The 24,029-nt window shown below is 30.3% G+C and carries 23 protein-coding genes; 20 read left to right on the top strand and 3 right to left on the bottom strand.

Going from position 1 to position 24,029, the window contains the following annotated elements; genetic code table 11:
- The 20 genes from L8W64_RS01005 (at position 1) to serC (ending at position 20,760) form a co-directional block, all read left to right on the top strand.
- A complete protein-coding gene (locus tag L8W64_RS01005) occupies positions 1 to 2,307 on the top strand; it encodes a chemotaxis protein CheW (protein ID WP_220566582.1) in 2,307 nt (768 codons plus the stop codon).
- A 4-nt stretch (positions 2,308 to 2,311) separates the two neighbouring features.
- Positions 2,312 to 2,830 carry a chemotaxis protein CheW gene (locus L8W64_RS01000; protein ID WP_133319537.1) on the top strand — a complete coding sequence of 173 codons (519 nt, stop codon included), beginning with the start codon at positions 2,312 to 2,314 and terminating at the stop codon, positions 2,828 to 2,830.
- On the top strand, positions 2,830 to 3,456 hold the full coding sequence (serB, locus tag L8W64_RS00995) for a phosphoserine phosphatase SerB (RefSeq protein WP_133319538.1): 627 nt from the start codon (positions 2,830 to 2,832) through the stop codon (positions 3,454 to 3,456). The genes L8W64_RS01000 and serB overlap by 1 nt, the downstream gene beginning before the upstream one ends.
- Positions 3,453 to 4,424 carry a transaldolase gene (locus L8W64_RS00990; RefSeq protein ID WP_263672655.1) on the top strand — a complete coding sequence of 324 codons (972 nt, stop codon included), beginning with the start codon at positions 3,453 to 3,455 and terminating at the stop codon, positions 4,422 to 4,424. Before serB ends, L8W64_RS00990 begins: the two co-directional genes overlap by 4 nt.
- 46 nt (positions 4,425 to 4,470) lie before the next feature.
- Positions 4,471 to 5,007, top strand: coding sequence for a 50S ribosomal protein L25/general stress protein Ctc (locus tag L8W64_RS00985; RefSeq protein WP_133319540.1), 537 nt, complete (start codon positions 4,471 to 4,473; stop codon positions 5,005 to 5,007).
- Position 5,008: 1 nt separating this feature from the next.
- On the top strand, positions 5,009 to 5,548 hold the full coding sequence (gene pth, locus L8W64_RS00980) for an aminoacyl-tRNA hydrolase (RefSeq protein ID WP_263665473.1): 540 nt from the start codon (positions 5,009 to 5,011) through the stop codon (positions 5,546 to 5,548).
- 3 nt (positions 5,549 to 5,551) lie between these two features.
- On the top strand, positions 5,552 to 6,613 hold the full coding sequence (locus tag L8W64_RS00975) for an LptF/LptG family permease (RefSeq protein WP_263659768.1): 1,062 nt from the start codon (positions 5,552 to 5,554) through the stop codon (positions 6,611 to 6,613).
- A gap of 17 nt (positions 6,614 to 6,630) precedes the next feature.
- Positions 6,631 to 7,836, top strand: coding sequence for a diaminopimelate decarboxylase (lysA, locus tag L8W64_RS00970; protein WP_263672653.1), 1,206 nt, complete (start codon positions 6,631 to 6,633; stop codon positions 7,834 to 7,836).
- Between the two features lies 1 nt (position 7,837).
- Entirely contained in the window at positions 7,838 to 8,599 is a 762-nt protein-coding gene (locus L8W64_RS00965; RefSeq protein WP_263672652.1) for an HAD-IIA family hydrolase, read from the top strand.
- Positions 8,596 to 9,669: a prephenate dehydratase gene (pheA, locus tag L8W64_RS00960; RefSeq protein ID WP_263659771.1), complete on the top strand. Its 1,074-nt coding sequence runs from the start codon at positions 8,596 to 8,598 to the stop codon at positions 9,667 to 9,669. The genes L8W64_RS00965 and pheA overlap by 4 nt, the downstream gene beginning before the upstream one ends.
- Positions 9,659 to 10,750 (top strand): histidinol-phosphate transaminase, encoded by a 1,092-nt coding sequence (hisC, locus tag L8W64_RS00955; RefSeq protein ID WP_263672650.1) that lies wholly within the window; start codon positions 9,659 to 9,661, stop codon positions 10,748 to 10,750. The genes pheA and hisC overlap by 11 nt, the downstream gene beginning before the upstream one ends.
- Before the next feature lie 14 nt (positions 10,751 to 10,764).
- On the top strand, positions 10,765 to 12,450 hold the full coding sequence (fliF, locus tag L8W64_RS00950) for a flagellar basal-body MS-ring/collar protein FliF (protein ID WP_263672648.1): 1,686 nt from the start codon (positions 10,765 to 10,767) through the stop codon (positions 12,448 to 12,450).
- Positions 12,450 to 13,478, top strand: a complete 1,029-nt coding sequence (gene fliG, locus L8W64_RS00945) for a flagellar motor switch protein FliG (RefSeq protein WP_039619192.1) — start codon at positions 12,450 to 12,452, stop codon at positions 13,476 to 13,478. The genes fliF and fliG overlap by 1 nt, the downstream gene beginning before the upstream one ends.
- A gap of 4 nt (positions 13,479 to 13,482) precedes the next feature.
- A complete protein-coding gene (gene fliH, locus L8W64_RS00940; RefSeq protein WP_220566592.1) occupies positions 13,483 to 14,295 on the top strand; it encodes a flagellar assembly protein FliH in 813 nt (270 codons plus the stop codon).
- The gene (dxs, locus tag L8W64_RS00935; protein ID WP_220566593.1) at positions 14,292 to 16,121 is read left to right on the top strand and encodes a 1-deoxy-D-xylulose-5-phosphate synthase; all 1,830 of its coding nucleotides are present in this window, start codon (positions 14,292 to 14,294) and stop codon (positions 16,119 to 16,121) included. The genes fliH and dxs overlap by 4 nt, the downstream gene beginning before the upstream one ends.
- An 81-nt stretch (positions 16,122 to 16,202) precedes the next feature.
- On the top strand, positions 16,203 to 16,616 hold the full coding sequence (gene perR, locus L8W64_RS00930; protein WP_133319550.1) for a peroxide-responsive transcriptional repressor PerR: 414 nt from the start codon (positions 16,203 to 16,205) through the stop codon (positions 16,614 to 16,616).
- A 1-nt stretch (position 16,617) separates the two neighbouring features.
- Positions 16,618 to 17,802, top strand: coding sequence for a hypothetical protein (locus tag L8W64_RS00925; RefSeq protein WP_263672645.1), 1,185 nt, complete (start codon positions 16,618 to 16,620; stop codon positions 17,800 to 17,802).
- Between the two features lie 7 nt (positions 17,803 to 17,809).
- Complete coding sequence (gene ubiE, locus L8W64_RS00920) at positions 17,810 to 18,511, top strand: bifunctional demethylmenaquinone methyltransferase/2-methoxy-6-polyprenyl-1,4-benzoquinol methylase UbiE (protein WP_263672643.1); 702 nt, start codon at positions 17,810 to 17,812, stop codon at positions 18,509 to 18,511.
- Complete coding sequence (gene xseA, locus L8W64_RS00915; protein WP_263672642.1) at positions 18,508 to 19,671, top strand: exodeoxyribonuclease VII large subunit; 1,164 nt, start codon at positions 18,508 to 18,510, stop codon at positions 19,669 to 19,671. The genes ubiE and xseA overlap by 4 nt, the downstream gene beginning before the upstream one ends.
- A gap of 12 nt (positions 19,672 to 19,683) precedes the next feature.
- Positions 19,684 to 20,760: a phosphoserine transaminase gene (gene serC / locus L8W64_RS00910; RefSeq protein WP_263672641.1), complete on the top strand. Its 1,077-nt coding sequence runs from the start codon at positions 19,684 to 19,686 to the stop codon at positions 20,758 to 20,760.
- Between the two features lie 60 nt (positions 20,761 to 20,820).
- Here serC and kcuS read toward each other — a convergent pair whose 3' ends face one another.
- The 3 genes from kcuS to L8W64_RS00895 all read right to left on the bottom strand — a co-directional run bounded on the left by kcuS (position 20,821) and on the right by L8W64_RS00895 (position 23,974).
- Positions 20,821 to 21,012: a KCU-star family selenoprotein gene (kcuS, locus tag L8W64_RS00905; RefSeq protein ID WP_133319555.1), complete on the bottom strand. Its 192-nt coding sequence runs from the start codon at positions 21,010 to 21,012 to the stop codon at positions 20,821 to 20,823.
- Positions 21,009 to 23,114, bottom strand: a complete 2,106-nt coding sequence (locus L8W64_RS00900) for a carbon starvation CstA family protein (RefSeq protein WP_263672639.1) — start codon at positions 23,112 to 23,114, stop codon at positions 21,009 to 21,011. Before L8W64_RS00900 ends, kcuS begins: the two co-directional genes overlap by 4 nt.
- A gap of 146 nt (positions 23,115 to 23,260) precedes the next feature.
- On the bottom strand, positions 23,261 to 23,974 hold the full coding sequence (locus tag L8W64_RS00895) for a DUF4198 domain-containing protein (protein WP_220566597.1): 714 nt from the start codon (positions 23,972 to 23,974) through the stop codon (positions 23,261 to 23,263).
- Positions 23,975 to 24,029 lie beyond the last annotated feature (55 nt).

Raw genomic sequence — 24,029 nt, 5'->3', positions numbered from 1 at the left:
ATGGAAGATATTCAAGAAATACTTGAGGATTTTTTAGTTGAAGCCTTTGAATTAGTCGAGCAAATTGATCATGATTTGGTTGAATTAGAAGCAAATCCTGAAGATTTAGAACTATTAAATAGAATTTTCCGCGTTGCGCATACTGTTAAAGGATCATCAAGCTTTTTAAATTTTGATGTTTTAACAAAACTTACTCATCATATGGAAGATGTTTTAAATAAAGCAAGACATAATGAGCTTAAAATTACTCCTGAAGTAATGGATGTAGTTTTAGAATCTATTGATATGATGAAAACTTTATTAAATTCTATTAGAGATAATGGAAATGATACAGCAATCGGACTTGATATAGCTCCAATTTGTGCAAGATTAACCGCAATTTCAGAAGGAGAAAGTTTAGAATCAATTACTCCGGCTAAGGCTGAAGAGCCAAAAGAAGAAGTTAAAGAAGAGCCAAAAGCTGAAGAACCTGAAGTTGATGTAAATAAACTTAGTGATGATGAAGTTGAAGCTGAAATCGAAAGACTTTTAAAAGTAAGAAAAGCTGAAGATCAAGCAAGACGCGCTGAAAAGAAAAAAACTCAAGAATCAACTCCAACCCCAAGTAAGCCAGCTCCACAGGCACAAAATGCAGCAGCTGAGAAAAAGGTCCCTGCAGCAGGTGGTGGAAGCAGCGGTGCAAATATGGATCAAACAATTAGGGTTGAAGTTAAAAGACTTGATCATTTAATGAACTTAATTGGCGAGCTTGTATTAGGTAAAAACCGCTTGTTAAAAATTTATGATGATGTTGAAGAAAGATATGATGGAGAAAAATTCTTAGAAGAATTAAATCAAGTTGTTTCTCAACTTAGTATTGTCACTACAGATATTCAACTTGCGGTTATGAAAACAAGAATGCAACCTATTGCGAAAGTATTTAATAAATTCCCAAGAGTTGTGCGTGATTTAGGCCGTGAACTTGGTAAACAAATGGAGCTTGAAATTTCAGGGGAAGAAACTGAACTTGATAAGTCTATTGTAGAAGAAATTGGCGATCCTATTATGCATATGATTAGAAATTCTTGTGATCATGGTATAGAAGATCCAGCAACGCGTATAGCTAATGGTAAACCAGAAAAAGGAACGGTTAATCTTAAAGCATATAACGAAGGAAATCATATCGTTGTTGAAATTGCCGATGATGGTAAAGGTTTAGATGCTGATGTGTTAAAATCAAAAGCAATAGAGAAAAACTTAATCACAGAGCGTGAAGCTGATCAAATGAGTGATAAAGAAGCATTTGCATTGATTTTCAAACCAGGTTTTTCAACCGCTGCAAAAATCACCAATGTTTCAGGGCGTGGTGTTGGAATGGATGTTGTTAAAACTAATATTGAAAAATTAAATGGTGTGATTGAAATCGATAGTGAGCTTGGAAAAGGCACTGTGATGAAGCTTAAAATTCCACTTACTTTGGCGATTATTCAATCTTTACTTGTGGGAACTCAAGAAGAATTTTATGCTATTCCACTTGCAAGTGTTCTTGAAACAGTTAGAGTGCCAATTGATGATATTTATACCATTGAAGGTAAAAATGTACTTCGCTTAAGAGATGAGGTTTTATCTTTAGTAAGACTTTCAGATGTATTTGGCGTAAAACAAGTGCTTGAAAATACTGATCAAACTTATGTAGTTGTTATAGGTGTGGCAGAAAGTAAGCTTGGTATTATAGTAGATACTTTAGTAGGTCAAGAAGAAATTGTTATCAAGTCTATGGGTGAGTATTTGCAAAATATCCAAGGTATAGCAGGAGCAACTATCCGTGGTGATGGTAGAGTAACTTTGATTATCGATGTTGCTGCTATGATGGATATAGCTAAAGAAATTAAAGTTGATATTAAAGCACAAATTGAATCGCAATCTAAAAAAACAACTAAAGAAAAACCAAGTGATTATACAGTGCTTATAGTGGATGATTCTAAAATGGATAGAAATATCATGCAAAAATCATTAGAGCCACTAGGTGTAAGTATTATAGAAGCAACTAATGGTGTTGAAGCATTAAATACAATTAAATCAGGCGAGCATGATATTGATGCTGTGTTGATTGATATTGAAATGCCAAGAATGGATGGTTATACCTTAGCAGGTGAAATTAGAAAATATTCTAAATATAAAAACCTCCCACTTGTTGCAGTAACTTCAAGAACTAGTAAATCAGACCGCTTAAGAGGTGTGGAAGTAGGAATGACTGAGTATATTACTAAGCCTTACTCTCCAGAGTACTTAGAAAATGTAGTTAGAAAAAATTTAAAACTAGGATAAGAAGATGAATGATAAATTAAACCAGGTTTTGCAAAAACAACAAGCGCAAATTGCAGAACCTGATGTAGATAAAGAAGAGGATATTATTCAGCTTGTTGGTTTCGTGGTAGGAGATGAGGAATACGCTATTCCAATTCTTAATATCCAAGAAATTATTAAACCTATAGAATATACTAGGGTTCCAAGTGTACCTGATTATGTTTTAGGTGTATTTAATATGAGGGGTAATGTTATGCCTTTGATTGATCTTGCTAAAAGATTTAATCAAGGTAGTTCTAAAATGACTCCTCAAACAAGATATATTGTTTTAAAAGGTATAGCAAATGGCAATCAAACTCCTGCAGGTAATGCAGGTTTTGTGATAGATAGATTAACAGAAGCTATTAAAATTCACAGAAGTAGGATTGATCCACCACCTGAAACTTTACTAAAAGAAAAAGGTATGATTTTTGGTATAGGCAAAAGAGAAGAAAATATCTTGACTATATTGAAAGCTGAAGCTTTATTAAAGCGTGAGTTTTAATGATAAAGCTTTGTGCCTTTGACTTTGATTCTACGCTAATGGATGGGGAAACTATCGATATTTTAGCGCAAGAATATAATGTTGGTGATGCTGTAAAAGCAATCACCAACAAAGCAATGAATGGTGAGCTTGATTTTTTTGAAAGCTTAAGTGCTAGAGTAGCTTTGCTTGAAGGTATGCCTATAGAGCAGGTAAAGAAATGCTGTGAAAATTTACCTTTGATGAATGGCGCTAAAGAATTATGTGAATATTTAAAAAGTAAGAATATAAAAATAATCGTTTTTAGTGGTGGATTTCATGAAGGAATTGATTTAATACAAAATAAACTTCATTTTGATTTTGGTTTTGCTAACTTTTTACATAGTAAAAATGGTTTTTTAACAGGAAAAGTTGGCGGAGAAATTATGTTTAATAACTCAAAAGGTATTATACTACAAAGACTTAAGAAATTTTTAAATTTAAAAACAGAAGAAATTATGTGTGTAGGCGATGGAGCTAATGATATTTCTATGTTTAAAGAATGTGGATTAAAAATAGCTTTTTGTGCCAAAGAAATTTTAAAATCTCATGCAGATATTTGTATAGATAAGAAAGATTTAAAAGAAATAATAAAGGTAATACAATGAAAAAATTTTCACTATGGTGTGATTTTATAGAAAATGAATTTTTAGATCATGAATTTTTAGATTTAATTTACTCAAAAACAATCAATGGTGCTACCTCAAATCCTGCTATTTTTAAAAATGCGATTTTAAACTCAGCTATTTATAAAGAAAAAATCAAAAAATCAAATCTTAAAGATAAAAAAGCTTTATATGAGTATCTTGCGATAGAAGATATAGCTAAGGCTGCGGATAAATTAGCTATTAATTATTCTGAAAATAATGATGGTTTTATTAGTATTGAAATTGATCCAAGATTAAAAGATAATACTAGCCTATCTTTGGCCGAAGCAAAAAGATTATACATGCAAATTGCAAAAGAAAATGTGATGATGAAAATTCCTGCTACAGAAGCTTCTTATGAAGTAATGCAAGAATTAATGAAAAATGGTATTAATGTTAACGCTACTTTGATTTTTGATTTTGAGCAAACTAAAAAATGCTTTGAAGCTTTAAATTTAGGTTTAAAAGAATTTAGAAAAAATAATACCACAGCTAAAAAAGAGCCTCGAGCAGTTATTAGTATTTTTGTAAGCCGTTTTGATAGATTATTAAATAATCAAGTTTTAGATAAAAATTATATAGGAATTCTTACTGCAACAAAGGCTTATAATTATATCATTAAACAAAATGAAACAAATATTAGAGCTTTATTTGCAAGTACAGGTGTTAAGGGTGATGATTTAGAAAAAGATTATTATATTAAAGAATTACTCTATGATAAAGCTATTAATACTGCACCACTAGATGCTATTAAGGCTTTTAAAGGTAAGAAAATTATATTTAAAGAGCCTTTAAAAGATGAGTGTATAGAGAAAAAATTAAATGCAAATATTTCAAAAGATGCTTTAAGTAAAGCTTGTAAAGATTTGCTTGATGATGGTTTGGAGCAATTTTGCATAGCTTATGAAGATATTTTAAAATCTTTATAAACTTATTTGGCTATAATTAGCGTTTATTTTTTTAGAAAGGAAACAGATGTTAGAAGGTATCGTTAGAGAGAGTATCGGTAGAAAAGCTGCTAAAGCTTTAAAAAGAGATGGTTATCTAATCGCAAACATCTACGGAAAAGGATTAGAAAACATCAATGCTGCTTTTAAAGTAAATGAATTTATTAAAGAAGTACGCAAAAAAACTACTTTAGCTTTTGATGTAAAAGTAGCAGATAAAGTATTAAATGTTGTAGTAGTTGATTATCAAAAAGATCCTGTAACTGCAGAATTAAAACACGTAGATTTAAAAGTAGCACAAAAAGGTGTTATTTCTAAATATATGGTTCCTGTAAAGATCGTAGGAACAGCTATGGGTCTTAAAAATAAAGGTGTTTTAATCCAATCAAAAAGAAGATTGAAAGTAAAATGTGCAGCTGAAAACTTACCAAATTATTTTGAATTAGATGTAACTAAACTTGATGTTGGTGATGCACTTTTAATCCGCGATGTAGTTGTGCCTGAGGGTGTAACTATGGTTGATGCTGATAGAGTAGCTGTAGTTGGCGTAGAAAAAGCAAGATAAAATGACCTTAGTCGTAGGACTTGGTAATATAGGAGAACAATACGCCCAAACCCGTCACAATGTAGGGTTTATGCTAATTGATTTAATTTTGAAAGATTTGCAAACAACAAAGCTTTCAAATGCCAAATTTAAAGGAGAGCTTTTTAAAGGCTCTTCTACTTTTTTTTTAAAACCTTCCACTTATATGAATTTATCAGGAGAAAGTGTAAAAGCTGTTAGTGAATATTATAAATGTGATAGAATCATTGTAATCCATGATGATATAGATTTAAATTTGGGTGCATTGAAATTTAAAATGGGTGGATCAAGCGGTGGACATAATGGGCTTAAAAGTATAGATAATCTTTGTGGCAATGCTTATGAGAGGGTACGCATAGGAGTAGGAAAAGAACAAGATGTAATTTCTCATGTTTTGGGAAAATTTAAACAAGAAGAACAAGAAAGTTTAACTAAGGTTTTAGAACATAGCAAAAAAGCTTTACTTGAGCTTTTAAATTCTGATATAGAAAAAATCGCTTCAAAATATTCTTTAAAAAGTTAAACGATGAGTATATTTTTTCGCTATATTTCATCTTTGTATTTAAAATCATTTTTTATTTTATTTTTTTCTTTGACTTTTTTCTTCGTAGCGATTGATTTTTTACTCAATTTCAATAGACTGCCAAAAAGTGCAAATTTAGAGCTTTTGTATATATTTTTCTTAACATGTTCAGCAGCTTCTTATATACTACCTTTAGCTATAGTCCTTGCTTTGGTTTTATGTATTTTTAATATGATACGCTCAAATGAATTTGTTAGCTTATATGCTTTGGGTTTAAGTAAAAATCAAGTGATTTTTTATCCTTTTTTATGGGCTATGTTTTTTTGTTGTGTTTATGTAGGACTTAATTTTAGTGCCTTTGCTTATGCAGATGAATATAAAAGTAATATTCTCAAGCGTGGCGTTGTAGATAGAGAGGGTGGGGAAGTTTTGATTAAATATAATGATAAATTTATTTATATACAAAAAACAAGTTCTCAAACCTTATATAATGTAAAAATCTTTGATGTAAAAAATTTAGACATTCAAAGCACAATCCATGCAAAAACTGCTAAATTTGATGGAGATTCTTGGAACTTAAATGACGCTAAAGCTACTAATGTACCACAAAATTTGATTGTTTCAAAAGAGGGTTTAAGCGTAGAAGAATTTAAAAATATCAAAGGCTTAGAAGATTTTTCTCCAAAAATCTTAGAAAGAATTTCTTTAGTAGAGAGCAATCCTTCTTATTCTATTTTAGACGCGCTAGAAAGTATGGCAATTTTTGCAAAACAAAATATTTCTACTAATACACTTAGAACAAGTTTATATTCTTTAGTTCTTACACCATTTTTTGCGCCATTTTTAATGCTTATTGTGTATTATTATTTTCCTTTAACAGCAAGATTTTTTAATCTCGCACTTTTAGCTTTTGTGTTTTTTGTGTGCATACTTTTAGTTTGGGGTTTGTTGTTTTTATTAACAAGATTGAGTGAAAATGAAATTTTACTTCCAGAGCTTGGTATAATGCTACCAGTATTTATTTTAATAAGTATAGGAAGTTTTTATTATTTTAAACACAAATAACTACAAGTGAGGTTTTTATGGATTATTTAAAACTAGCAAAGGAATACAACACACCATTTTATATTTATGATTTTGATAAAATTAAAGAGCGTTTTACAATGTTAAAAGATGCTTTTAAGGCAAGAAAATCACAAATTTTTTATGCAGTCAAAGCAAATTCTAATTTAAGTGTTTTAAAGCTTTTAGCTTCTTTAGATAGTGGGTTTGATTGTGTTAGTGCGGGTGAGATTTATAGAGCTTTAAAAGCAGGGGCTAAAAATTATAAAATTATTTTTAGCGGGGTAGGTAAAAGTGCTGATGAATTAAAATATGCTTTAGAGCAAAACATACTTTATGTAAATTTAGAAAGTTATGAAGAAATGCTTCTTTTGGAGCAAATTGCTAAAGAAAATCAAAAGATAGCTCGTATAAGTATAAGGGTAAATCCAAATGTAGATGCTAAAACACATCCTTATATTTCTACAGGTTTGCATGAAAATAAATTTGGTGTAGATATAGAAAGTGCTAAAAAAATGTATCTTTATGCTAAAAACTCACAATTTTTAGAGCCAGTTGGAGTGCATTTTCACATAGGTTCACAAATTCTTGATATAAGTAGTATCCATGAGGCCTCAGCGATTGTTGCAAAATTAGTAAAAGAACTTTTAGCTTTGAAAATTAATATTAAATTCTTTGATATAGGCGGGGGTTTAGGAGTTTGTTATAAAGATGAACAAGAGCCAAATTTATATGATTATGCTCAAGGAATTTTAGCAAGTTTGCAAGGTCTTGATGTGTGTATAGGTATGGAACCTGGCAGGTTTTTGGTAGCAAATGCAGGCGAGTTTGTTACTAAAGTTTTATATGAAAAATTTAATGATAAAAAGCGTTTTGTGATTATTGATGGGGCGATGAATGATTTATTGCGTCCAAGTTTATATAGTGCTTATCATGAAATCAAGCTTTTGAGTGAAAATAAAGAAGAAAGCCTTTGTGATATTGTTGGTGGGGTTTGTGAGAGTGGAGATTTTTTAGCTAAAGATAGAAAACTAGCTAAAACAAAAGCAGGAGATTTGATCATAGTTAAAAGTGCAGGTGCATATGGTTTTAGCATGAGTAGTAATTACAATACTCGCAATAGAGTATGTGAGCTAGCTTGTGAAAATGGCAAGGTAAGAATGATTAGAAAAAGAGAAAGTTATGAGGATCAAATTGCTTTAGAGCTTGATTTTTTAAAGGATTAAAATGTTGTTTTTAGATGTGCAAGGAACTTTGATTTCAGATCATGATAAAAGTCCTATAAATGGTGCTTTAGAACTCATTAAATCTTTAAATAAAGAAAAAATTCCTTATGTGATTATTACTAATAATACCAAAAGATTAGATTTTTTAAATTATTTGCAAAATTTGGGTTTTGAAATTAATGAAAAGGTTTATATTGATCCTTTTTGTGTTTTAAAAGATTATTTAAAACCTTGTAAAATAGCAGCTTTTGGGGCAAAAGAATTTTTAGATTCACTTCAAGAGTTAGGTTATGAGCTTGATTATAAAAATCCAAAAGCATTTTTGCTAGCAAGTTATGATGATTTTAAATTTCAAGATTTTGCTAATATGATAGAGTATATTAAAGATGGCGTGCAAACTATAGCAATGCATGAGGGTAGTATTTATAAGAAAAACTCAAGGCTTTATCCAGGTGTTGGAAGTATCATGTCTATGCTTAAAAATGCATGCGAGTTTGATTATAAAGTGATAGGAAAACCTAGCAAGGCTTTTTATAAAAGTGCTTTAAATTTATTAAAACAGCAAGATTGTAATGTGAGTTTTAAAAAGACTTTGATTATTAGTGATGATTTTAAAGGCGATTTGCTTGGTGCTTATGAGCTTGGTATGCAAACAGGCTTAGTTTTAAGTGGTAAAATTTCTAACACTCAAGGTCTTGATACAACTAAACTTAATTTTGTATATGATAGTATTAAGGATTACTACATATCGAGGTTTAAATGAAAGATATAGAAAAATTACGCAATAAAATCGATACTATCGATGATAAAATTTTGGCTTTGCTTAATGAAAGAATGCTTCATGTTAAAGATATAGGAGTTATTAAACAAAATTTAGGTGGGAGTATTTATAGACCTGAGCGTGAAAGAGCTATTATAAATAGACTTAAAAATTATAATCATGGTTTATTAGATCAAAATGCAATCGAAGCAATTTACCAAGAAATTTTTGCTGTATCAAGAAATTTAGAAATGCCTCAAAGCATAGCTTATTTAGGGCCTGAAGGAAGTTATACGCATCAAGTAGCAAGAACGCGTTTTGGTGCTATGAGTCGTTATACTCCACTTGCAAATATAGAAGATGTTTTTAAAGAATTAGCTCACAAAGAAGCAAAATATGGAGTAGTACCTATAGAAAATAATACAGCAGGTGCAGTGGGTGTGACGCTTGATTGTCTTGGAAAATATGAAGATGTAAAGATTTTTGCTGAAATTTATATGGACATTCATCATTCTTTTGTAAGTATGAGTGAAAATTTAAAAGATATTAAACGCATATATTCTCATCCACAAGGCTATAATCAATGTAGAAATTTTTTAGAAAGTCATGATTTAAGTGAAGTAGAATTTGTAGCAAGCAAATCTACAGCTCATGCGGCTTACTTAGCTTCGCAAGATGTTACTTCAGCTGCGATTTGCTCTAAAATTGCAGCAAAACTTTATAATGTACCTATATTATTTGAAACGATTGAGGATAATTTGGCAAATCGCACTAGGTTTTTGATTTTAAGTGATATAAAAATACCTCAAATGCCTCATTGTAAAACTTCTATCTTAGCACTTGCTGCACACAAACCAGGTGGGCTTAGCGATTTGTTGTATGAGTTTAAAAAAGAGGGGATAAATTTAACAAAACTTGAATCACGCCCTATAAAAACAAGAGAATTTGTGCATAGTTTTTATATAGATTTTGAAGGACATATTGATGATGAAAATGTCCAAAGAGTATTAAAAAAAGCTGAGCATATAAAATGGCTTGGATCATATTTATCAGGAGAAAGCAATGAAATTTAATCCTTTTTTAGAGGCTATTAAAACTTATGAAAGTGGCAAGGATATGGATTTAGTTGCTAAAGAATATGGTTTAAAAGAAGTTATTAAACTAGCAAGTAATGAAAATCCTTATGGCACAAGCAAAAAAGCCAAAGAAGCCATCATAAATAATGCACATTTAGCTCATTTATATCCTGATGATACTATGAGTGAATTAAAACAAGCTCTAGCGCAAAAATATGATATTTTAAAAGAAAATCTCATTATAGGTAGTGGGAGTGATCAAATCATAGAATATATAGTATATGCAAAACTTGATCATTCTAAGGCTTATTTGCAATGTGGGGTTAGTTTTGCTATGTATGAAATTTATGCAAAACAACTAGGAGTTAAGGTTTATAAAACTCCAAGTTTAACCCATGATTTAAATGAGTTATATGAGTTATATCAAAAGCATAAAAATGAAATCAAAGTAATTTTTTTATGCTTACCTAACAATCCTTTGGGTGAGTGTTTAGACGCAAGTGAGGTTTTTGAGTTTTTAGAGAAAATTGATAAAGATTGTTTGGTGGCCATCGATGGAGCTTATAATGAATTTGCTTCATTTAAAGATAGCAAAAAGCATATTAATCCTAAAGAATTAATCCATAAATTTCAAAATGCAGTATATCTAGGAACCTTTTCTAAGCTTTATGGTTTGGGCGGTATGAGAGTGGGTTATGGTATAGCTTGCAAGGAAATTATCAATACATTTTATAAATTACGAGCACCTTTTAATGTGACTAATTTGAGTTTAAAAGCTGCTGTTGCTGCATTAGATGATGATGAGTTTGTGCAAAAAACCTTAGAAAATAATTTTTCACAAATGAAACTTTATGAAGATTTTGCTAAAAATTATAAAATTCGATACATTCCAAGCTATACAAATTTTATTACCTATTTTTTTGATGAAAAAAATAGCACAGATTTATCTGAAAAACTGCTTAAAAACGGTATAATAATAAGAAATTTACAAAGTTATAGTTTAAATGCTGTGCGTATAAGTATAGGTACAGAGTATGAAAATTCAAGGTTTTTTGAAGAGTTTTCTAAAAATTTTTAGTTTGTAGGAAATAAATGGATTATAAAACTATACTGCACCAAGTAGGTCAGCTTTATCAAAATTTAAGTTTAAGACAGCGTATTATTATTGCTACTTCTATTGTTGTTGTAGTTGGATTTTTAGTATTTTTAACCCTTTTTAGAAGTGGCTCTACAGTAGCTAGCGAAGCTGGATATTCAGTATTATTTGAAAATGCTAATACTAGTGATTCGGCGATGATAGTAACTCAACTTGAAAAAAGTGGAGTTCCTTATATTTTGCGTAATGAAGGAACGATTTTAGTTCCTAATGAACAAGTATATAAACAGCGTTTAGCTATTGCTTCTGCAGGATTATTGCCAAAAGATAATAAAGTAGGCTTTGAGCTTTTTGATAAACAAGAATTTGGAGCCACAGAAGCTGAGCAAAAGGTAAAATACCAAAGAGCATTAGAAGGTGAGCTTGCTAGAACGATTGAAAGTTTAGAGCCTATTCATAGTGCTACGGTTCATATTGCTTTTGCTAAAGATACACTTTTTACCCAACAACAAGTTCCACCAACTGCTTCAGTAGCTTTGACTATAAAAGAAGGTTTAAAGCTTAATAAAAAGCAAATTATGGGGATTAAAAACCTAATCGCTTCTTCAGTAACAAAACTTACTCCAGAAAATGTAAAAATCATGGATCAAAAAGGTATTCCTTTAGATGATGAGGGTGCTTTTGAAAGTGATTTAATTGCTGCTCAAATTAAATATAAAAGAGATCAAGAATATGAATTAGAGCAAAAAATTGTTGCTTCTATTGCTCCATTTGCAGGTGGCTATGATAGGGTAGTAGCAAAGGTTAGTATTGATTATGATTTTTCTAAAGAAGAATCACAAAGTGAAGTATATGATCCAAATACCGTTGTGCGTAGTGAGCAAACCTTGGAAGAGCATAGAGAAGGCTATAAAGATAAAGAAATTCAAGGTGTACCAGGTGCTGTTTCAAACATCGGTCCTGTGGAAGGTTTGGATGATAAAGGTGCGCGCGAGGTTTATACTAAAAATCAAACTACAACTAATAATGAAATTTCTAAAAAAATTACCAACACCACTAAGCAATTTGCAACCATTAAAAGAATTTCTGCAGCCGTTGCGGTAGATGGAAAGTATAAAGTAATTACTGATGATCAAGGAAATGTTACTAATGAATATATTCCTTTGAGTGATAAAGAAATTAAAGCGATTGAAAATCTTACTAAAGGTGCCATAGGATTTAATCTTGCTAGAGGTGATGCGGTTGAAGTAAATAATTTGGAATTTCATAGAACAGCTAAAGTTGAAAATAAGGTTCAAACTTTTTATTCAAGATTTGTTGAGCCTTTTATTCCACCTGTTAAGTATGTATTTGCCGCGATTTTGCTTTTTATCTTTTACAAAAAAGTTATTGTGCCATTTTCTCAAAAAATGCTTGCAGATATTAGACTTGAAGAAGAGATGGAAGGTAAGGATGGGCAGATTATTGATGAGGCTGAAGATGCTATTGAAAAATTCAATGCTGCTCGTAGAAAAGTTGAAGAACAGCTTGGTTTTGGAGATAGTTTTGATGAGGATGCATTACAATATGATGTTTTACTTGAAAAATTAAGAGCAGTAGCTAATGAAAAAGGCGAAGAAGTGGCATTATTGTTGCAAAAACTTGTTGAAAATGAAGCCGAATTTGGTGAGAAGGATATCTAATGATAAAGCTTAGCGAAGAACAAAAAATGGTCTATGATGACCTTTCTATGCCAGAAAAGGTCGCCATATTTTTAATCCAACTTGGAGAAGATGTAACGACAGTTTTATTTTCTCATATGGATATTAATGTCATCACTGAAATTTCTCGCTATATTGCTTTAGCAAAAAATGTTGATAAGCCAGTTGCTACTGCAGTGCTTGAGGAATTTTATACTTTACTGCAATCAAATCAATACTTAAAAAGTGGTGGTTTGGAATATGCAAAAGAAATTTTATTTAGAACTTTTGGTCCTGAAATTGCCAATAAAATTTTGGAAAAACTTACCAAAAGTATGGAAAATAATCAAAATTTTGCTTATCTTTCACAAATTAAACCACAACAACTTGCAGACTTTATTATTAAAGAACACCCGCAAACTATAGCTTTGATTTTAGCTCATATGGATACTACTCAAGCTGCTGAAACTTTGGAATATTTTAGCGATGAATTAAGAGCTGAAGTTGTAATAAGAATGGCAAATCTTGGAGATATATCTCCTTCAATTATCAAAAGAGTATCTGCTGTGCTTGAAAGTAAGCTTGAAAGTCTTACTTCTTATAAAGTTGAAGTGGGTGGTCCAAGAGCAGTTGCTGAAGTGCTTAATCGCTTGGGTCAAAAAGCCTCTAAAACAACACTTTCTTATATTGAGCAAAGTGATGAAAAACTTGCTACAACCATTAAAGATTTAATGTTTACCTTTGATGATATTTCTCAACTTAGTACTAATGCGATTAGAGAAGTTTTAAAAGCTGCTGACAAGCGTGATTTGATGATAGGTTTAAAGGGTGCAAGCGAGGATTTAAAACAAAAATTTATGTCCAATATGTCTACGCGTGCTGCTGAAGCTTTTGTAGAAGAAATGGGCTTTTTGGGTGCTGTGCGTGTTAAAGATGTAGAAGAAGCACAAAGAAAAGTTGTAGAAGTGGTGCAAAAACTTGCAGAACAAGGTCTTATCCAAGTGGGTGAGGCTGATGAGATGATAGAGTAAGATTATGGCAAAATTAACCAATGTAATTTCACCTGAAAATATTTCTGCTCATGTAGTTGAGGGTTATCATTTTAAAGTTATGAGTGAAATGCCCTCTAGTGAAGAACAAAAACAAGAAGAAATTCAAACTATAAATCAAGTCTCTCCTGTCCAAAACACACAACAAGCAGTAGAAAATCAAACAATAGAAGCTACTCCACAAGCCCCACAACCACAAATTCAACCTGATTTTGTTGAAGATTTACTTAAAAAAACTGATGAAATGTCAGGAAATATCATTAAGTTGCAAATGCAGATAGAAAGCCAAGAGGCTGAATTTAACAATCGTTTAAACACAGAATTAGAACATGCAAAGGAAAAATTTACTAAAGAAGGTTATGAACAAGCACAAAAGAATTTTGAAAGTGAATTAGAAGCCTTGAAGGAAAAATACTTAAAAAGCGTAGAAAAGCTTGAAAATACAGTGCAAAATTTAAATGAGTTTTTATCTAAAAATGAAAAAGAATTAGCCGATACAGCTGTAATTATTGCAAAAGAAGTGATTGCAAAAGAGCTCGAAGAAAATTCATCACTTATAGCATTAAATTTAGCAAAAGAACTTATGAGTGAACTTAAAAATGCTACTAAGATAGAATTAAAGTTAAGTCCTGATGATTTTGAATATGTAAAAACACACTTGCAAGAACAAAGCAATATTAAATTTAGTCTTGATGATGCGATTAATAAGGGAAGTATTTTAATATTAAGTGATGCGGGTAATATAGAGTCAAACCTTAACAATCGTTTGCAAAAAATCAAAAACATGGTTAATGAATGATAGATTTAAATAACTTAAATATTAAAAATATGCAAATTAAAGAACTGGAAAATTTAGCTAGTAATTTGCGTGAAGTTATCATAGATACAGTGAGTAAAAATGGTGGACATTTAAGTTCAAATTTAGGTGTAGTTGAGCTTAGCATAGGAATGCATTATGTTTTTGATGTGCGAAAAGATCCTTTTATTTTTGATGTTTCACACCAATCTTATCCACATAAGCTTTTAAGTGGTAAGATAGATAATTTTCATACTTTAAGACAATTTAATGGCTTGAGTGGATATACAAAGCCTGATGAGGGGGATTATTTTGTAGCAGGACATTCAAGCACTTCTATATCTTTAGCAGTTGGAGCTTGTAAGGCTATAAGATTAAAAAAAGAAGATCGTTTGCCTGTTGTATTAATAGGCGATGGAGCGTTAAGTGCAGGTATGGCTTATGAAGCTTTAAACGAGCTTGGTGATAGAGAATATCCTTGTGTGATTATTTTAAATGATAATGAAATGAGTATTTCAAGGCCAATTGGAGCTATTTCAAAATACCTTTCTCAAGCAATGGCAACGCAGTTTTATCAAAAGTTTAAAAAACGCATAGAAAATCTTTTAGAGTATTTTCCTCAAGGCGCATCTTATATGGCAAAGCGTTTTGAAGAGGGTTTAAGACTTATTACACCTGGACTCTTATTTGAAGAATTAGGACTTGAATATATAGGGCCTATTGATGGACATAATTTAAATGAAGTTATTAATGCGTTAAATCAAGCTAAAGCTATGAATAAACCTTGTGTAGTGCATGCGCAAACTATCAAAGGCAAAGGTTATACATTAGCTGAAGGTAAAAATGCTAAATGGCATGGAGTAGGTGCTTTTGATAGAAGTAGCGGAGAGAGTTTAAAGGCTAATATGAACAAAAAAAGTGCGACAGAAATTTTTTCAAATACACTTTTAAATTTAGCTCAAAAATATGAAAATATAGTAGGTGTAACTGCTGCTATGCCAAGTGGAACTGGAATAGATAAGCTAATGGAAAAATATCCTGAGCGTTTTTGGGATGTAGCAATTGCAGAACAACATGCAGTTACTTCTATGGCAGCTATGGCTAAAGAAGGTTTTAAGCCTTTTATAGCGATTTATAGCACTTTTATGCAAAGAGCTTATGATCAAGTTATCCATGATTGTGCTATTATGAATTTAAATGTAGTTATTGCTATGGATAGAGCTGGCGTAGTAGGAGAAGATGGGGAAACTCATCAAGGTGCTTTTGATGTTAGTTTTTTAAGTGCTATACCAAATATTACTTTAGCGGCTCCAAGAGATGAGGCTATGATGGAAAGAATTATGGAGTATGCTTATTTTCATCAAGGTGTTTTTGCTTTTCGTTATCCTAGAGGTAATTTTTTATTAGATGAAAATTTTAATCCATGTGAGATAAAACTTGCAAAAGCTCAAATTTTATCTAAAGTGCAAAGCGATAAAGTATTTTTAGGTTTTGGTCAGGGTGTGGCTAAGGCAAAACTAGCTTTAGATAAACTTGGTTTAGATTATGCAAGCTTAATAGATTTGATTTTTGCAAAACCTTTAGATGAAGAGCTTTTAAAAGAATTGGCAAAAGATACAAAAACTTGGTTTGTTTTTTCAGATAGTGCTAAGATAGGTGGAGTGGGAAGTTTGATTACAACTTTCTTGCAAAAAGAAAACCTTTATCATATAAAACTAGTAAGTTTTGAATTTGAAGATCAATTTATAACTCATGGTAAAACAAATGAAGTAGAAAAATTTCTAGAAATTGATGTTGAATCTTTGTGTAAAAAGATTAAAATTTATTAAAAGATAAAAAATATCCTTTAATATAATCATTTTTTTATAAAAAAAGCGTTATACTATATAAAAAATATCGGAGAATTAATAATGGAACTTATTCAATTGCTTAAAAATTGTGATTTAAAAGCTACTCCTCAAAGACTTTGTATTTTAAAAATTTTAAAACGCCATGAACATCCTAATATAGAATCTTTATATGAAAGCATTAAGGAAGAATATCCTTCTATCTCTTTAGCTACAGTGTATAAAAATTTAAATACTTTAAAAGAACAAGGTTTGGTTGTAGAAATCAACACTCCAAATCAAAAAACTTGTTATGATATTTATGAATATCCTCATATACATGTAATTTGTAGCAAATGCAATCATATAGAAGATGTGTGTTATGAAGATAGTGGGATAAATAAATACCAAGAAGATCTTGAGAAAAAAATTGGCAATATCATTGATTATCTTGGCGTATTTGCTTATGTGAATGGTTGTAAAGCTTGTAAAAAATAAAATGGTTTGTGAAGTCCAAAGACGCTTTTTACTCAAAAATGATGACTTTATAAAAATTTTAAAAGAAGAAAAAATTATATATTCTAAGGATAAAATACGCGTTTTCTTTACGCGTATAAGTCCTTTTTGTGATGTTAAATATAAAAAATTTAATAAAAATTATTATCGATTTTCACTTTATAAACTGCATGATATTTTAGATAAAAAAAATCATAAACTTTCTAAAAAAGAATTTAAACAGCAAAGTAAAAAAATTATAGGAAGTGTTATTAAGAAAACTAGAATTAGTTTTGAGATTAATAGTGCTCGATTTTTACTTTATAAGTTTAAAAATAATCTGCAAGATTTGGTCATTTTGAAAGTTGTTTTTCCTACTTTTGAAAAAGCAAAGCAATTTAATTTACCTCACTTTTTTAAAAGCTATAAAGAGATTTCAGATGATGAAAATTTCTACAGCAAAAATTTAGCATTATATGGAGATTTTTCTAAAATTTTTGATAGTGTTAGATGTATTAAAATTTTAGATAAGCAAGAAGATATTAGCTTACATTTTCCAAATCAAATTCAAAGTTTTGAAGCGGGTAAAATCTTACTTTTTGTGCTTTTAAAAAGATTAAAAAATGACAGATTGAATTTTTTACAAAAATTAAATTTTGAAAGTTTTGAGCAATTTTTTGTAAGTCTTAGGCAAATATGCATTTTCTTTGAGCTTTTTAGCACTCTTTTTGAAAAGAGTATTCAAAATAAACTTCAAAATTATATTTTAAATTTGGAAAAACAAATTTGTAATGATAAAATTTGTAAATTTGAATTAGAAAAATATATTTTTATTTTAAGTGATGAAAAAATCAATGATATTTTTCTTGATATGGATTTTATTTTAAAGAATGATTGTAGTTTTTATCAAGGAGAGAAAAATCAAATTTTAAAGTCTTTAGTGGCTTTTAAACTAAGAAAAGAATTAGTTTTTTTAAAGAAAAAAATTGTAAAATCTCAAACAAATCATGAAGAAGAATTAGAAAGAATAAAATTTTTATTATGCTATTTTGCAACTATGTTTGAAGAAAAAAGTATTGAAAAACTAAAAAATTATTTTGAACATAATCATTTAGAACAAATTTCATATGATGAAAATACAATAAAACAAATTGAAAAAAGCATTAAAAAATTAAAAATATATAGTTAGGAAAAACATGCAAAAACAAGAAAAAATAGTTAAAATGTTTGATGATATAGCACCAACTTATGATAAGGCTAATAGAATTTTAAGTTTTGGAAGTGATGTGAATTGGAGAAAAAAAGCTTGTTTAGATGTTTTTAAATTTTCTAACAATGAACTTGATATTATCGATGTGGCTTGTGGTACAGGCGATATGATTATAGAATGGCAAAATCAAGCCTTAAGGACAAATAAAAATATCATTAGTATAAAAGGGGTTGATCCAAGTGTAGGCATGCTTGAAGTGGCTAAGAAAAAAATTCCTGATGCGACTTTTGTGCAAGCAAAAGCACAAGAACTTCCACTCGAAAATGAAAGTGCAGACATCATAAGTATAAGTTATGGCATACGCAATGTGGTAGATAGAAAAGAAGCTATAAAAGAATTTGCAAGAGTGTTGAAAAAGGATGGGATTTTACTTGTGCTTGAATTTACTAAAAGAGAGCAGGGTGGTTTTATAGCTGCTTGTAGAGATTTTTACTTAAAAAATATTTTACCAAAAGTGGGTGGATTTATCAGTAAAAATTATAGTGCTTATGAGTATTTACCAAATTCGATAGAAGATTTTTTAAGCAAAGAAGAATTTATTAAAGAATTGAGTGAGTATTTTGAAATGCTAGAGTATAAAAGCTTTAGTTTTGGTGTTTGTTCTATGTTTATTGCAAGAAAAAAATGAAAGTTTCAGAACTTAATTTAAAAGCTAAAAGTTTATTAGAATTTCATCTTGATGATATAGAGCTTAGTGGAGAAATTTCTAAAATTACCATTCATAGTTCAGGACATTGGTATTTTGACTTAAAAGATGAAAAATCAAGTATAGCTTGTGTGATGTTTAAAGGCTTTAATCAATTTGTTCAAGCTAAACCTAAAGTTGGCGATATGCTTGATCTTAGAGGCTATGTGAGTTTATATGAAACAAGTGGCAGGTATCAATTTATTGCCAAAAGTATGCAAAAAACAAGTCTTGGAGATTTAGAAGCTAAATTTTTAGCTCTAAAAGAAAAGCTTGAAAAAGAAGGTTTGTTTGATACAAATGCTAAAAAAAGCATTGTTAAATTTCCTAAAAAAATAGGCATAATTACTTCTTTTACTTCAGCTGCTTTGCAAGATATGTTAAAGCTAATTTCACAAAAAGAATACAATCTTTGCAAAATAACTATTTTTAATGCCCTTACCCAAGGACAAAGTGCCCCAAATTCTTTAATAAATGCTTTAAAAAAAGCCAATGAGTATAATTTAGATGCGATTATTTTGGCAAGAGGTGGTGGAAGCAGAGAAGATTTGTTTTGTTTTAACGATGAAGAACTTGCAAGATGTATTTTTTCTTTAAAAACGCCTATTGTTTCTGCTATTGGACATGAGATTGATTATGTTATTAGTGATTTTGTAGCAGATTTAAGAGCACCAACTCCAAGTGCAGCTATTGATATGATTTTTCCAAATAAACTAAGCTTAGAACAAGGACTTGATGAGCTTGCTATGCGTTTTAAAAACCAAATGTTAAATCATCTTAAGTTTTATCAAAACAAAATCGATCACTTGCAAAATTTAGCCAAAGCTAAGTCTTTAGAAAATGCTTTTTTTCTTAGAAAACAAAAGCTTGATTTTTTACAAAGCCAACTAAAGAGTGTTTTAAATTTAAAATTATTAAATTATGAAAATAAGCTTGATAATTTTGAGGAACTTTTAACTCAGCAAAAAAAATTCTTTGATAAAAGTAAAAATTTGATAAATTTACAAAAAGATGGCAAAAATATCTCTCTTGAAAAGCTAAAAAAAGGGGATATTATAAAGCTTTGCTCAATAAATGAGAGTAAAGAAGCTCAAATACTATAAAAAGGAGATAAAATGAGAGTGATGAATTTTAGTGCAGGTCCTTCAAACCTGCCTGATGAGGTTTTAAAAGAAGCTAGGGAGCATTTGTTTGATTATTATGGTAAAGGCTTTTCTATTATGGAAGTTTCTCATCGTGGAAAGGTTTTTGAAGAAGTGCATTTTGAAGCTATCAAAATGGCAAAAGAACTTTATGGTGTAAATGATGATTATGAAGTGCTTTTAATGCAAGGTGGGGCTAGTTTGCAATTTGCTATGATACCTATGAATTTATATATGGGTGGAGTTTGTGAATTTGCTAATACGGGAGTTTGGACTAAAAAGGCTATTAAAGAAGCTGAAATTTTAGGAGTAAATACAAAAATAGTAGCAAGCACTCAAGAAAGTGAGTTTGATCATATCCCACAATTTGAATTTAGCGATAATGCAGATTATGCTTACATATGCTCTAATAATACTATTTATGGAACCCAATATAAAAGCTATCCAAAGACTAAAAGTCCTTTGATAATTGATGCTTCTAGTGATTTTTTCTCTAAAAAGATAGATTTTTCTAATATTGCTATGCTTTTTGGTGGAGTGCAAAAAAATGCAGGAATTTCAGGGCTTGCTTGTGCTTTTGTGCGTAAAGATATGATAGAGCGTAGCAAAAACAAAAATATACCTAGTATGTTAAAATATAGCGTTTATGCTGAAAATAATTCTTTATTTAATACTCCAGCAACCTTTGCTATATATATGTTTAATCTTGAAATGAAATGGCTTTTAAATCAAGGTGGATTAGACAAAATCAATGAGCAAAATATACAAAAAGCCAAAATTTTATACGATGTGATTGATGAGAGTAATGGTTTTTATAAAGGTCATGCCAAAAAAGAGGATAGATCATTAATGAATGTTAGTTTTAATATAGCTTATGATAAAAACTTAGAGCCAGTTTTTGTAAAAGAAGCTGAAGAAAATGGTATGATAGGGCTTAAAGGACATAAAATTTTAGGTGGAATTCGTGCTAGTATTTATAATTCTATCAGCATTGAAAAGGTTCAAAAGTTAAGTGAATTTATGAAAGCTTTTGCAAAAAAACATGCTTGATTTTTGGTGATTTTCACCAAAAATCATTTGTATAGTAAAAACTTTACTCTTTAATATTTATCAGCATTTTCCTAAGCCACTATTGTATTTTTTTTCAAGAAAATCTTTGAAAAATTCTTTTCTACTTTTACAAGGTGCTTTAGGATGTTTTTCTCTCATATGTTCAAGATATTTATCATAGCTTGCAACTCCAACTAAGGGATGAAAAAACCTTTCGGATTTTTCATACCATAATTTAAGTTTTTTTATCATGTTTTTTCCTTTTTTAATGCTATATAAGGGCTTTCTTTTAAAGGAATGTTTAATTTTTTGATAAAAATTCCAAAACAAGAAAGTATAACAAGCAAAGTGGTAATCATGAAAAACACACATAAAATTGCATTTATTAAATTGGAGTTTTTAGCTTGAGATGCTAATTTTATATCTTTTTTGATTTGCTCGATTATTGCTTCATCTTGTGTTTGAGAAAGTTTTAAATTAAATTCTTGTATTTTTTGTGTATTTATTTGTACAGCAGCAACATGACTTATAGCATTATGGATTGGATCTCCTTCTTTGTAAGGAAGAATTTTTTGAATACCTCCATAAAGTGTTGCGATTAAAACAAAACAAGCAGGTATGAGAGTAATCCAAGTATATCTTGCCTTCCCCATTTTAAATAAAATCGCACTTGCTAAAAGCAATGCCATGCCAGCAAGCATTTGATTACTCACTCCAAAAAGTGGCCATAATGAGTAAATTCCACCTTTTGGATCTATCGCTCCTTGATAGAGAAAATACCCCCATCCACCAACACTTAAAGCTGTTGCAAAAATTCCTGCTAAGGTATTATTGATATTTCCTAAAGGTTTATAAACATTACCCAATATATCTTGAGCCATAAATCTACAAGCTCTTGTCCCAGCATCAACTGCAGTTAAAATAAACAAGGCTTCAAATAAAATAGCAAAGTGATACCAAAAGCCCATTAAATTCACTCCACCAAATAATTCATGTAAAATCAAAGCAACACCTACAGCAAATGTTGGTGCTCCACCAGTTCTTGATAATATGCTTTGTTCGCCTATATTTGTAGTTAAAGTAGTGATTTCTTCAGGAGTTATTTTAAAACCCCAGCTAGAAATAGCAGCAGCTGCATTTGCAACATCTACACCTATAGTAGCAGCAGGCGCATTGATGGCAAAGTAAAGACCAGGGTGTAAAATACAAGCACAAATTAAAGCCATGATAGCCACAGCACTTTCCATAAGCATAGAGCCATATCCAACAGCTAATGCATGAGTTTCATTTTCAAGCATTTTAGGAGTTGTGCCACTTGAAATTAATGCATGAAAACCACTAATAGCTCCGCATGCAATGGTAATAAATAAAAATGGAAAAATTGCTCCAGCAAATACAGGCCCACTTCCATCTAAATATTGAGAATTAATTTTTGGCATTTGAAGATCAGGCGCTACAAATACAATAGCTAAAGCCATAACCACAATAACACCGATTTTTAAAAAAGTTGATAAATAATCTCTTGGAGCAAGTAAAAACCAAACAGGTAAAATTGCAGCTATAAAACCATAAGCCATCATAATAAGTGCTAAAGTTGGTGCATCAAAGGTAAATATTTTCGCCCAATAAGGATCAGCAGCTATTTCACTTCCATAATGTATGGCTAATATGAGCAATATAAAACCTATAATAGAAGCTTCACCAACCCTACCAGGTCTTAAAAATCTCATATAAATTCCCATAAAAACAGCAATAGGAATGGTCATTGCGATGGTAAATAATCCCCATGGAGATTCTGCTAAAGCTTTTACAACAACCATAGCTAAAATCGCAATAATTATAAGCATAATTCCAAATATAGCAATCATTGCTATTGCGCCGATAAATTGTCCTAATTCATCTTTTATCATCTCTCCTAAAGATTTTCCATTACGACGCGTAGATATAAATAAAACTACAAAATCATGTACCGCACCTGCTAAAACACCGCCTATTAATATCCAAAGCATAGAGGGTAAATAACCCATTTGTGCAGCAAGTATAGGACCTACCAAAGGACCAGCTCCTGCGATAGCGGCAAAATGATGTCCAAAAAGTACAATTTTATTTGTAGGGACAAAATCACATCCGTCATTTTTAACCATAGCAGGAGTTGCTCTGTTTTTATCTAGCTCTAATACCTTATAGGCAATATATCTACCATAAAATCTATACCCTATGATATAAATACATAAAGCAGCAATAACAAGATAAATCGCTGAAATACTTTCGCCATTTTGGAGTGCTAATATGCCAAAACAAACAGCACCGACAATGGCAACAAAAAACCATAATATTTTGTTAGTAATATTCATTTAATTCCTTTGCTTTAGTGAATTTATTTAGTGTATCGTAGAATTATATTTTATTGCTATATAGGATAAATAAAAAATTAATATATTACAAAATGTAACATATTTCTTAGTCAATTAAATTAATTTTATTGACTAAGAATTTGAAATTATTTAGATTTAAAACTTAGTGTCGCTGTCAATTGTAGAGTATCGCCATATCTGTCTAGATTGTATGGTAATTTGATGTTTGCAGCTATTATTTGTAAACCATCTTTTGGTTTTGTGAGTGTGATTGTTGCTATACCTTTTTCATTTGTTGCTATGTTGTCGATATCATCATTTTGATCTTCAAATTCAACTCCTTTTACGGGTTTTCCATCTAGTAAAACTTGGAGTTTTAATTTATCTCCTTCATGTAGTGTTAAAGGATTTTGTAAAGGAACTATTTCAAATTTTAATCCTAATGGTTTTTTTGAACCTTCATCCCAAGAAAAAATACTTTTTCCCATTTTGAAAATTTTTCTTGTTTGAGTGACTTCATTTGCACCAGTAATATCTGTAATATCAGATCTTTTTTGTGCATAATGTTTTCCATCTTTTGTAAATGTGTAATATCCAAAATCATAATTAACACTTGCAACAGCAGGTTTTCCCTCAATAAATATTTTGTTATTTTCGTAGTCATAGCCAGCTTTTAAATTTTTTCCTTGAGAATCTTTTGCACTTATACCAAAAACCCTATCAGGTTGATATTGTCCCCAGTGATCATCAGCCCAAAAACCTACTTCATATCCATTGCTAGTTTGCATAGGAAAGAATTGATGAGCTAAAGCAGAACTTGCTATAAAAAAACTCAAAAACACCATTTTTGAAAATTTCATTTTTTCTCCTTTAAAATAATTTTGATAATCATTATATATATTTTTATTTATATAA

The organism is Campylobacter sp. IFREMER_LSEM_CL1097 (assembly GCF_025772225.1).
GTDB lineage: Bacteria > Campylobacterota > Campylobacteria > Campylobacterales > Campylobacteraceae > Campylobacter_D > Campylobacter_D lari_D.
This window is presented reverse-complemented; position numbering and strand designations above follow the sequence as displayed.

Bases quoted from the DNA above. Each gene is read 5' to 3' on its own strand.
- L8W64_RS01005 (WP_220566582.1), top strand. From the start codon at position 1: ATGGAAGATATTCAAGAAATACTTGAGGATTTTTTAGTTGAAGCCTTT.
- L8W64_RS01000 (WP_133319537.1), top strand. From the start codon at position 2,312: ATGAATGATAAATTAAACCAGGTTTTGCAAAAACAACAAGCGCAAATT.
- serB (WP_133319538.1), top strand. From the start codon at position 2,830: ATGATAAAGCTTTGTGCCTTTGACTTTGATTCTACGCTAATGGATGGG.
- L8W64_RS00990 (WP_263672655.1), top strand. From the start codon at position 3,453: ATGAAAAAATTTTCACTATGGTGTGATTTTATAGAAAATGAATTTTTA.
- L8W64_RS00985 (WP_133319540.1), top strand. From the start codon at position 4,471: ATGTTAGAAGGTATCGTTAGAGAGAGTATCGGTAGAAAAGCTGCTAAA.
- pth (WP_263665473.1), top strand. From the start codon at position 5,009: ATGACCTTAGTCGTAGGACTTGGTAATATAGGAGAACAATACGCCCAA.
- L8W64_RS00975 (WP_263659768.1), top strand. From the start codon at position 5,552: ATGAGTATATTTTTTCGCTATATTTCATCTTTGTATTTAAAATCATTT.
- lysA (WP_263672653.1), top strand. From the start codon at position 6,631: ATGGATTATTTAAAACTAGCAAAGGAATACAACACACCATTTTATATT.
- L8W64_RS00965 (WP_263672652.1), top strand. From the start codon at position 7,838: ATGTTGTTTTTAGATGTGCAAGGAACTTTGATTTCAGATCATGATAAA.
- pheA (WP_263659771.1), top strand. From the start codon at position 8,596: ATGAAAGATATAGAAAAATTACGCAATAAAATCGATACTATCGATGAT.
- hisC (WP_263672650.1), top strand. From the start codon at position 9,659: ATGAAATTTAATCCTTTTTTAGAGGCTATTAAAACTTATGAAAGTGGC.
- fliF (WP_263672648.1), top strand. From the start codon at position 10,765: ATGGATTATAAAACTATACTGCACCAAGTAGGTCAGCTTTATCAAAAT.
- fliG (WP_039619192.1), top strand. From the start codon at position 12,450: ATGATAAAGCTTAGCGAAGAACAAAAAATGGTCTATGATGACCTTTCT.
- fliH (WP_220566592.1), top strand. From the start codon at position 13,483: ATGGCAAAATTAACCAATGTAATTTCACCTGAAAATATTTCTGCTCAT.
- dxs (WP_220566593.1), top strand. From the start codon at position 14,292: ATGATAGATTTAAATAACTTAAATATTAAAAATATGCAAATTAAAGAA.
- perR (WP_133319550.1), top strand. From the start codon at position 16,203: ATGGAACTTATTCAATTGCTTAAAAATTGTGATTTAAAAGCTACTCCT.
- L8W64_RS00925 (WP_263672645.1), top strand. From the start codon at position 16,618: ATGGTTTGTGAAGTCCAAAGACGCTTTTTACTCAAAAATGATGACTTT.
- ubiE (WP_263672643.1), top strand. From the start codon at position 17,810: ATGCAAAAACAAGAAAAAATAGTTAAAATGTTTGATGATATAGCACCA.
- xseA (WP_263672642.1), top strand. From the start codon at position 18,508: ATGAAAGTTTCAGAACTTAATTTAAAAGCTAAAAGTTTATTAGAATTT.
- serC (WP_263672641.1), top strand. From the start codon at position 19,684: ATGAGAGTGATGAATTTTAGTGCAGGTCCTTCAAACCTGCCTGATGAG.
- kcuS (WP_133319555.1), bottom strand. From the start codon at position 21,012: ATGATAAAAAAACTTAAATTATGGTATGAAAAATCCGAAAGGTTTTTT.
- L8W64_RS00900 (WP_263672639.1), bottom strand. From the start codon at position 23,114: ATGAATATTACTAACAAAATATTATGGTTTTTTGTTGCCATTGTCGGT.
- L8W64_RS00895 (WP_220566597.1), bottom strand. From the start codon at position 23,974: ATGAAATTTTCAAAAATGGTGTTTTTGAGTTTTTTTATAGCAAGTTCT.